General features: G+C 58.5%; 6 protein-coding genes and 1 pseudogene. 2 read left to right on the top strand and 5 right to left on the bottom strand.

The window, feature by feature from the left end; genetic code table 11:
• A partial coding sequence (locus GRI55_RS05430; protein WP_237452396.1) for a fatty acid desaturase occupies positions 1-855 on the bottom strand: 855 nt, incomplete at its 3' end.
• Between the two features lie 98 nt (positions 856-953).
• Here GRI55_RS05430 and GRI55_RS05425 point away from each other — a divergent pair.
• Together GRI55_RS05425 and GRI55_RS05420 are read left to right on the top strand one after the other, a co-directional pair.
• Positions 954-1238, top strand: a pseudogene (locus GRI55_RS05425) (ATP-binding protein); the annotation flags it as partial.
• 71 nt (positions 1239-1309) lie between these two features.
• Entirely contained in the window at positions 1310-1765 is a 456-nt protein-coding gene (locus tag GRI55_RS05420) for a hypothetical protein (RefSeq protein ID WP_160766416.1), read from the top strand.
• Between the two features lie 22 nt (positions 1766-1787).
• On the opposite strand, the gene GRI55_RS05415 is transcribed toward GRI55_RS05420, so the two are convergent.
• The 4 genes from GRI55_RS05415 to GRI55_RS05400 form a co-directional block, all read right to left on the bottom strand.
• On the bottom strand, positions 1788-2522 hold the full coding sequence (locus tag GRI55_RS05415) for a sel1 repeat family protein (RefSeq protein WP_160766415.1): 735 nt from the start codon (positions 2520-2522) through the stop codon (positions 1788-1790).
• An 18-nt stretch (positions 2523-2540) separates the two neighbouring features.
• Entirely contained in the window at positions 2541-5345 is a 2805-nt protein-coding gene (locus tag GRI55_RS05410; protein WP_202392340.1) for a UvrD-helicase domain-containing protein, read from the bottom strand.
• Positions 5346-5377: 32 nt separating this feature from the next.
• Entirely contained in the window at positions 5378-5932 is a 555-nt protein-coding gene (locus GRI55_RS05405) for a hypothetical protein (protein ID WP_160766414.1), read from the bottom strand.
• Positions 5933-6093: 161 nt separating this feature from the next.
• The gene (locus tag GRI55_RS05400; protein WP_160766413.1) at positions 6094-9174 is read right to left on the bottom strand and encodes an SNF2-related protein; all 3081 of its coding nucleotides are present in this window, start codon (positions 9172-9174) and stop codon (positions 6094-6096) included.
• Positions 9175-9283 lie beyond the last annotated feature (109 nt).

Here is a 9283-nt window from a genome sequence, read left to right as displayed (position 1 = left end):
GGCGAAGGACCAGTCGGATTTGCTTTCCCAGTATGCTTGGGGGAACTGGTGCTGGATGTAGAACAGCCACACTCCCATGCTTGCTGCGAAGAGCAGGGTCGGCAGGAACACCGCCAGCGTCACTCCGAAGCCGACCAACCATACTGGCACAGCGAGGATTGCGAGAGTGGCAAGGTTCGTTCCCAGGGCGCTGATCCAGAACTTCCAGCCCTCCTTCATCAATCCCACGGGCAGGCGGTGGCGCAGGAGAAAGAGATAGGCGGGGCCAAAACCAAGTAACGTCAAAGGGTGGCGGTAAAGGCGATAGCCGAGCCGCTGGGTCCTCGATCTTTCGCAATACTCGCGCACCGTCAGCGTATCGACATCGCCAAAGCCGCGTTTGTCGAGGTTGCCAGTCATGGCGTGATGACGCGCGTGGCTGAGGCTCCAGCAATCATAGGGCGTGAGCGTGAAGACGCCCAGCATCCGCCCGAACCAGTCATTGCTCGCGCGATTCCGCAGGAAGGATCCATGGCCGCAATCGTGCTGGATTATGAATAGCCTCAGTAGGAACAGTCCAGCGAGCGGAGTAAGCGCTAGGGCGAACAGGTAACCCGCGTCCGCTGCTACGATGATCGTTGCGAACAGCCCAAGAAAGGGGATCAGCGTAATACCAAGCTCCCACAGGCTACGCCCCGGCTGGGGATCGCGGAACACCTGAAGGTCGCGCATTAACTGACGAGGGTCGGGCATGGCGGGGCGCACGGCTGCCGAGGCCGCTTCAGAACAGGAAACACTCACTCGCGATCCGCTAATGTTGCATCGTGCGATTGTCACGCAGGATCGACTGTGCTCAGAAATGCTGGCGGCTTTCATGTGTCCCGCGCCAAAAGCGGACTGTCCACTAACGGCCCATTTTCTGTCATTCGATCGGCCTATCCACAGGCTTCCGGACAGGCGGTGTAGCCGTATCCAACCTGCTGATGGTTGGGCCGCCCGGCGCGGGCAAGAGCCTGCTGGCCAGCTGCCTGCCCGGCATCCTCCCGCCGCTGTCACCCGCCGAAGCGCTGGAAGTCAGCATGGTCCAATCGGTCGCGGGCACGCTGGAAGACGGGCGCATCAGCCGCGCGCGCCCGTTCCGCGCGCCGCATCATTCGGCCAGCATGGCCGCGCTCACCGGGGGCGGGTTGCGGGTGCGGCCGGGCGAAGTCAGCCTCGCCCATCTCGGCGTGCTGTTTCTCGACGAGCTGCCCGAATTCCCCAGCATTTTAGCGCAGAGGGGACCAATGAATCCCGTGATTCCCTGCTAGATTGATGCTTCAATGGGCGCATGCAGAGTCCCAACGCCGTATCGGCACTCAAGAGCAAGCGAGGCGAGATCGCCGGGCGCGTGGATGCACTCCAGGACCAGCTTCGCCAAGCCCTGATCGACCTCGATCACGTCGACTGCACTATCCTTCTTTTCGATCCCGATGCAGAATTGGACGAGATCAAGACGAAGCCGATGCCTCCACGCCATCATGCGTTCAAGGGACAGGTGACCCGTTCGATCTTGACCATGCTGAGGAAATCGTCGGCGGCGCTGGACGGCCTGACCATTACGCTGCGCTTGATGGAGGAGCGAGAACTGAACCAGTCCGACAAGAAGCTGGTGAAGACCATCCAGAAGCGTGTGGGTGCGGCGCTTCGCAATCTGCGGGATCGTGAGCTCGTGGCGTCAAATGAGCCTGTGAAAGGTGGCTTGTTACAATGGTCACTGGCCCAGGGGGTTGATGTTGGCAGTTAAGAGCAAGGATGAGGTCGCTCGATTATCCGATGAATTCTTCTTTACCGAGAAGCGGCTTAGATCTCGATCCATGCCGCGAAGATCGAATTAGATGCCCAACGATAGTGCAGCGGGCGTATATAACTGTTTTTTCCGCGAAACCCGCCCCCTTCAGCGCAATTGAGAATTGGTTCAACACATCTGTGATTTCATCGGCTGGACAGCCTGACTCGAGGCTGTCTAGACCGTTCCTGTAAAAATCGGCGGGTACGCCCGTGCGTTCGATATACCGATGGACCATAGGATAGTCGCTGTAGCTTGCACCATCAAGTTCGTAAGCGATGACCTGATCGGTCGCACTATACTGTCGGCACAGGACCTCGATCAATCGACAAGCATTCAGCATTACCATGTAGTTCAAGCCGCTTTCCGGATCCATTTGCGACGCATTATGGACGAGATTGACCGTGCCATAGCTGCCTCGGTCAGCCGGCTCGAGAAAGCCTAGCCGCAGCTCCTTCGCCTTCGGATGGCCCGCATCAGCTGCTTTATAGAGACAGTCGATGGCGAAGTCAGGATCCATAGGGCTGACATCACAGGCACCATGAAGCAGTCCAAGGTTGAAGAGTGCTGAGACGTGACCGCCTTTTGCTGCCTGACGCAGATGTCGGTCTGCCTGATTGTACTCGCCTGCCTGCATCGCCAGCACGCCATTGGTGTAGGCTGCTTCTATGTCTTCGTTGTCACTACGGAAGAAAGCGGTTCCGAATAACTTCATGGATTTGACCTCTGTAAATTATCGACGAGAGCGAAAAGAGTTTTGAACGGATTGCGGGATGGCAGAATTGCGTTTTGCGGGTCTGTATTTACGGTCACATGCGGGATAACGGCTGCATGCGCGATATGGTGTTCCATCGCTTTCCGTGCCCTTGACCATGTTGCCTTCATGGCACTTTGGACAGCGGTCGATCTTCCGCCCTTCGGCTGTTTCGAACTGGACAGCTTTTGGTCCGACCTCGCAGAGTTCACGAATGTAGCGGGATGGCCGTATATTGTTCGTCAGCAGGAAGGTTCCACGGCTCGCTCGGGTCAAGGCGACATAGAATAGGCGCCGTTCCTCGGCGTAAGCGAAATCCTCTGGCAACGGTATGACGAGATTGAGCAACTCGTCATCTTCGATGCGGCTAGGCACACCGTAGTCACCCTCGCTCACATCGAGCAGGATCGTGTAGTCGGCTTCGAGACCTTTGGACCTGTGGAACGAGAGGCCGGAGACTTCGATGTGCTCGAAGGTCGGGGGGCGCCCGCCGAACGGGTCGAGGTTGTTGTAGCGCCAGAGTATCAGGACGGTTAGTCTTTCACGATCGGCTGTCTTCCATTCATTCGCCTGACTTCCAAGATGATGGTCCAGACGCTGAAGTATCCGCACCGCCGCGTCACGGAAGGCATCCCGTTCCTTGTATTTTTCCACTCTTACCGGAACTACCCGGATCGAGTGCGGAATGGCGGGCCGGGATGAGATCACCGATTTCTTTAACTGCTTCGGGTTGCGCTGAACGAAGGAAGCAGCCGTATCTGCAAGGAGCTGGTTGCAGCGATATGTCCGCTGCAGGCGTCCCTGCCACGAGGTGCCAAAATTCGCTTCGAAATCGGTGAAGATGGTAATGTCCGAGCCGGTAAAGCGATAGATCGATTGCCAGTCATCGCCCACTGCGAACACCTTGTTGAAAGGCTGCTGGTGTTTCAGGGCCCGGATGAGAGCGGCACGAGGGACCGATATGTCCTGGAATTCATCGACCAGAATCAGCGAATACGGACTGGTGTATTGCCCGGTTTCAACCATGTGGACGGCGTCGCCAATCATTGAATCGAAGTCGATGCGGTCACTCTCTTCCAGTTTGCGGGAATAGAGTTCGGCGACCCGGTGGACGACATCAACGAAATGTCTTGCGCGGACCTTGTCGTGAAGCTCGTCCGCCTTCTTCCGAAGCACATCTAAGGTCAGACGACTGGACCTGATATGCTTGACGCAGATCCCAATGATCTTGTGGTAGTGAGTCACGACCGTTGGTGACACCGCGGCGAGGATTTCCTCGTCGGAGCGGCGACCCATCTGTATACCTCTACCCTTCAGCTCCTTTTCAAGGATGGCCAGTAAGTCTCCCTTGTCCGCGTGAGCTGACCTGGTTTCGAAGAAATCGGTCTCGATGCGAGCGTAAGCCTGACGTTTGAGAGTTGCGTGCTCGACATAGTTCGGAAATGGAGAGGTGCCGTCCGAGCCGATGGCGAAATGTTCGTGGATTGTATCGCTCTCGGGGTAATAGAAGTCGGGCTTGATGAAGCGATAGGGACCATCAGGGTCATCCGTATCCGGCACGCGTATCTGTCTTTCGTATTCGAAATCTACCCGGCGCAGCCAAAGCCAGTTCACGATGCTGCGTTCTTGAAGTGATCGCACATGGATGTCAGCCATTGTGCCAATTGCATCCGGCCGTTTCCCGTTGTTGTCCGCGATATATCGGTAGTATTCCTCGATATCGTCGAACGCCGGGAGAGGTATGTCCGCCTTGGGGTAGAGAGTCAGCAGATCAAGCCAGGACGACCGGAACTCGGCATCTGTTGCGGCCAGTTCCTTTATGATCCTGTCAATGAAGCGGGCTTCCCCGTTCGCGCTTTCGATCCAGTTGGCGAGTTGCGGCGGCTTACCGTCGACCTCTTCGATGATCGACCGACCGAGGGCGTGGAATGTCGTCACGCGGCATTCCAGATCCTCTTGCCCAATGCCAAGTTGCCGGGCGATGCGCTCCTTCAATTCGTCAGCCGCTTTCTTGTTGAAGGCGAGCACGAGAATATCCGACTGGGTGTAGAGCCCCTTCTGCAGGACGTATGCCACCTTGCCGACCATGGTTGCTGACTTGCCGGACCCAGCAGAGGCGATGAGAAGATTGCTGTCCTCGAGGCGAATGCACGCCTCGCGCTGTTCATCGGCGAGGGAAACCCCTCCCAGATCGTCGAAGAATGGCGAAAATCGCTCGAGCTCGTGCTTGAGAAATTCGTCATTGTATTGCCGGCGGATGTCTTGGTCGGTGATGAATGACAGCGACGAAGGCAATTCCGCGCGGAGTGTGCTGGGTATGAGGTTCACATCAAGCATAGGGTGCGCCAATGCCTTTGACGCGCCGCCAGGCACGCCGACGATGGCTTGAGCGATATCGGCCTGCGCGAGATATTGCCTCTTGGAATCGGTTACCATCCGGATGGCTGCATCGACGCCGGCGAGGTGCCCTTTCCCGGCATCGATGAGCGCGGCGAAGTGATCATGGAGATAAAGCAACAGCGCTTCGCGCAATTCCTCCGCGCCCGCAGCGCTTAATCCGGAGAGCTGTTCAACCGATTTCGCCGAACGGATCTCTACGACGCTCCACAGGATCGCCTTGGACACCCTGATATCAATGAGGTCGAGTGCCTGAACAGTGCGATCGGCACTGCCGCTGATCGACAGATCCCCGTCCGCTGGCCTCCCCAACGTGACCTTCCAGCTCTCGAGCATGAGGATCCTGGCCCAGATGCTCGGCCTGAAGGTCTTCTTGCGCAACGGCATTGATGGTTCGTGGCTACCTCCCGGCAATTTAGTCAGTTGCGCTGGAGGCTGTCCAAGACATCGCCCCACCGATCTGCGTTCCGGAAGGCACTCTGGGACACGCAGTTGTTGTGAAAGTGGGTCGCATATTTGATACGAAGCGGATTGAGCATGCGAATGTTGTTTTCGACGAACATGATAAAAGCATAAGCGATTGTCATATCCGCGAGGTCCTCGTCGAATTTGCTGGCGAACAAGGCTCGTGCTTTCTTCAGGAGGTCGACGCCCGGGTTGGGTTTTCCGACGTAAGAGTTTTCTGACTTGCGACCCTCGTGTTCAATCTCGTGCATCTTCATAGAGCATAGATCCAGAAGTCCTTTCGCCGGTTCTCCGCAATCAACGATGTAGTCATACTGTTCTGCGAGGAACCACCAGGTGTCTTCCTCCGTCCGCAGTATTCCAGCCAGCTGTGCTGAGAGCTGCTCAGCCAACTTTGGCATCGCATCTTTGATATGGACCTGGTCGGAATCGACCGATCCGCCAGTATTTTCACGCGGCGTTGGCTTAGTCGCGGTGGGCTTCTTCCGAAACAGATCGAAGATCGACAATGGGTTGCTCCTTTTTGCCTGGCCGCGTTTAAGCGATCCACGAATGTTTTAGGATGGACGAAAGAAGAACCAAAACCAGACGAGTGATTCTCGCAAAGAGAATGGTGGCTGAAATTATGTCGGTTCTAGTTCCCTGCACTCCTTCCCGTGCGTAATCGATTTCAGGTGGGAATGCCCTCAGTCGGAAATACGCGGCTTCCAGGCGTCCAGAATTCAGTGTGGTCGAAGTGGTCCGCATAGAAGGCCTTCGACAGCGTTGCGCGGGTCGGTCGGCGAGACTGCGGCTCCTCCACCACGAAGTCCTCGGTCCCCAGCTGGCGGACCTCGTAGCCTGGAGGGACAAGATTGCTGTCGCCGACGGCGCGGGCGATGAAGGCCAGATCGATGGCAGGGACGCCCATCTCCGGCATCTCCCCAAAGAAATCCTGATCGTCGATGTCGACCGTCGGGGCTTCCACCTGGTCGATCGTGGTTCCGAGGGTGTCCTCCACATCGACCGATCCACCGGCCAGCGCGATCGCTCCGATCTCCTTGCTCACTGCCGATAGGATAGGCTGAAGGCCTCCCACCATGTCCTCGAACAGACGAATGCGGCTCGACAGCGCGCAATAGACCTCGGTTTCGACCGTGTCCTTGTAGTGCAGATTGACGATGCGGATGTCTTCGAACCTTTGCCCCAGGCGGTCTATGCGACCGATGCGCTGCTCGACTCGCATCGGGTTCCACGGCATGTCGTAGTTGATCAGCGAGCCGCAGAACTGAAAGTTCAGGCCTTCAGCGGCGGCATCCGTGCACAGCAGGATGTCGCCTTTTCCCTCACGGAAGCGCTTCTTGATGTCCGCGCGCGAAACGAGTTTCCATCCGCCGTCCGGTGTCCTGACCTCGCCACCACGGCCTGAGAAGCAGAGCACCTCGCGCCCGGTTTCTTCCGCTAGCCAGTCCCGCAAGCCGTCCATTGTATCGGTATAGCCGGTGAAGACCATCGTCTGGTCATAGCCATCAGCTTTGAGCTGGGCGAGTTCGTCTCGGAGGGCACGTGCCTTTGTGTCGACTGGAAGTTTCGACACGTCGGCTAGAATTTCAGCGATGCCATTGGCCTCGAGGATCTGTCGGGCCTGCCGCTCTTGCAGCTCCAGTTCCTCGACGTCGGTTTCCTCACCCGCCTCTTCGAGATCGAACTGATCGTCGTTGACGTTGCGATCCAGGCGACCCTGAAGACTGCTGGCTAGCGCGGCGAAGCTGGAGGAAAGGCGCTTGCGGTAGATTGTGAGGATGAAACCTACGGCATTGCGGCGCGATTGTTCTGCTTGGGCATAGGAAGCCCGCAGGAAGTCCTCTACCCTTCGATAGATGTCGCGCTCCGCCGGCTCCATTTCGATGAAGCGGTCGGCCACCTGACGTGTGGCTATCCGTGCGTCCAGCTTCCCCTCAGCCTGGTAACGACGCAGGAGTGCGCGAGTGTGCCGTGACATCAGCGCGGCAACCGGCGTCCAGCGCTTCATGAGGCGCACCGCTGCCTGCCTATCCTCCGACGACAGTCGGCGGCGAGGTATGGAGGCCTGACCTCGAAGGGCGGATAGGATCCTCCGCGCGCGTAGGCGGGATAGCGCCCCGGTGATGTCGCCGCCCATACGTGCGCCCGCGCCGTCGTCGAGCGTTCCGTGAAAGCCTTCCGTCGCGCGGAACAGGCGTGCACATTCTTCGAATCTGTCGACCGGTATGGCCGGTTGGGCGAGTGCCTCGAAATAGCGCTGATATGACTCGGCGTCCCATTCCGGCGGGAGGCCCAGGAGCGATAATAGGTCGTAGAGCTCCATCGCGTGCGTCTGGAGCGGCGTTGCCGTCAGCAGCACGAGGCCGGATGTCCGTTCCTTAAGGCCGCGAAGAAGCCGCATGAGCATGTTTGGCTCGACGCGGTCACGGCTGCGTTTGCAGCGGGCGTGGTGCGCTTCGTCGATGACGACTAGATCCCACGGCTCTGCCCCCAGCAATTCAGGACGACGGTCCCTGCGTCGTGCGAGGTGGCTGGACATGATGACGAAGGGCTCGTTGCTCCATTCGTCACGAGAGACTGGTGTCTCCACGTAGCTCTGCGTGACGGCATCGTATCGCCGCAGACACGCGCCGTCGTAGATGGGCCAGTCGATCGCGAACTTCTCGCGCAGCTCGGCTTGCCACTGCGTGCAGACGTTGGCCGGGGCAAGAATTATCGCCCGCTTCAGCCTGCCAGCCATCCAAGACTGCCGTATCAGAAGACCGGCCTGCACGGTCTTGCCGAGACCGACCTCGTCGGCAATCAGCAAGCGCGGCACATGCGAGGCGGTCTCGCCATACATGCGAAGGAAGGCGCGCCGCTGATGGGGCCACGCATCCAGCGGGCTAGTGGCCTCGCCCACCCAGACACCTCCGTTGGCAGAACTGGCCGCGGTTCGGATCTGATCCCAGAACTCCTCGCGCATGGCTTCCACGTCTTCGATCTGCGTAGGCTCGTTCTCCGGCTGGGAAACGGGAAGCTCGTCCACGTCCTGGAATCGCCTGAGCCGAGCGGGCAGTTCGTCATCGGGTGGCAAGAACTTGAGCAGGTCGTCGCGTAGGGCGGTCGGGAAGTCGTAAATGCGTGACTTGGTCGCCTTGTCTTCCCAGTAGCGTCGGAAAGACTCCTCCTCGGCGTCGACATAGGCCACGGCAGGACCATAGGACGTGAAAACGTTGAACGTCTCGCTGTTGTGCATCCAGCCTTGGACGGTCTCGTTGATCGACCCCACGAAGGCCAGGCGGTCACCGGTCTTGTCCTCGATGATGCCCGCTTTTTCATGGAAAATGGCATTACCCTCTATGGGCCGCCGCTGTTCGTTACATGGGACCGCAAGCTTCACTTCCAGAAGCTGCCGACCGACCATCCAGGCGAGCAGTTCCAATGCCTCACGATCTGTCACCGACACATCATCTGCTAGGCTGAGATCGGCCTTCCGTCCGAAGACCTCCTCCATCTCCATGCCGCGCTCGATGGCATTGACCTCGTCCTGTCCAAGGGTGCAACCGACAAGTAGCCGCATCTTGCCGTTGTTGAGGACTAGATGCTCCAGTCCACGTGCAGCCAGTGCCAGGCTGCCCGCCCGAAAGTAACCGGTGGTCCTGTCGTAGCGGATCGCGCTGGACAGGACGGGCACGTAGAACCGCGAGACGAGATCGCCGTCCTCGCGGTTATACTTGATTTGCCAGTTGCGATCGGAAAGCAGCATAAAGGAAGCCCGGCTCTACTTCTTTGAAGGCGACGGCGTGGGTGTAGGCCGCGGAGTGGGCGCGGGGGATGGCGCCGGTTTCGGCGGCACCCGGCGCGGTCCGCCGTTC

It is taken from the genome of Qipengyuania citrea (genome assembly GCF_009828015.1).
Lineage (GTDB): Bacteria > Pseudomonadota > Alphaproteobacteria > Sphingomonadales > Sphingomonadaceae > Qipengyuania > Qipengyuania citrea.
The sequence above is the reverse complement of the archived record's forward strand: the minus strand, read 5'-3'. Positions and strand labels throughout refer to the sequence as shown.

Excerpts from the sequence above, each read along its gene's own strand:
- GRI55_RS05420 (WP_160766416.1), top strand. The coding sequence starts at position 1,310 with ATGCAGAGTCCCAACGCCGTATCGGCACTCAAGAGCAAGCGAGGCGAG.
- GRI55_RS05415 (WP_160766415.1), bottom strand. The coding sequence starts at position 2,522 with ATGAAGTTATTCGGAACCGCTTTCTTCCGTAGTGACAACGAAGACATA.
- GRI55_RS05410 (WP_202392340.1), bottom strand. The coding sequence starts at position 5,345 with ATGCCGTTGCGCAAGAAGACCTTCAGGCCGAGCATCTGGGCCAGGATC.
- GRI55_RS05400 (WP_160766413.1), bottom strand. The coding sequence starts at position 9,174 with ATGCTGCTTTCCGATCGCAACTGGCAAATCAAGTATAACCGCGAGGAC.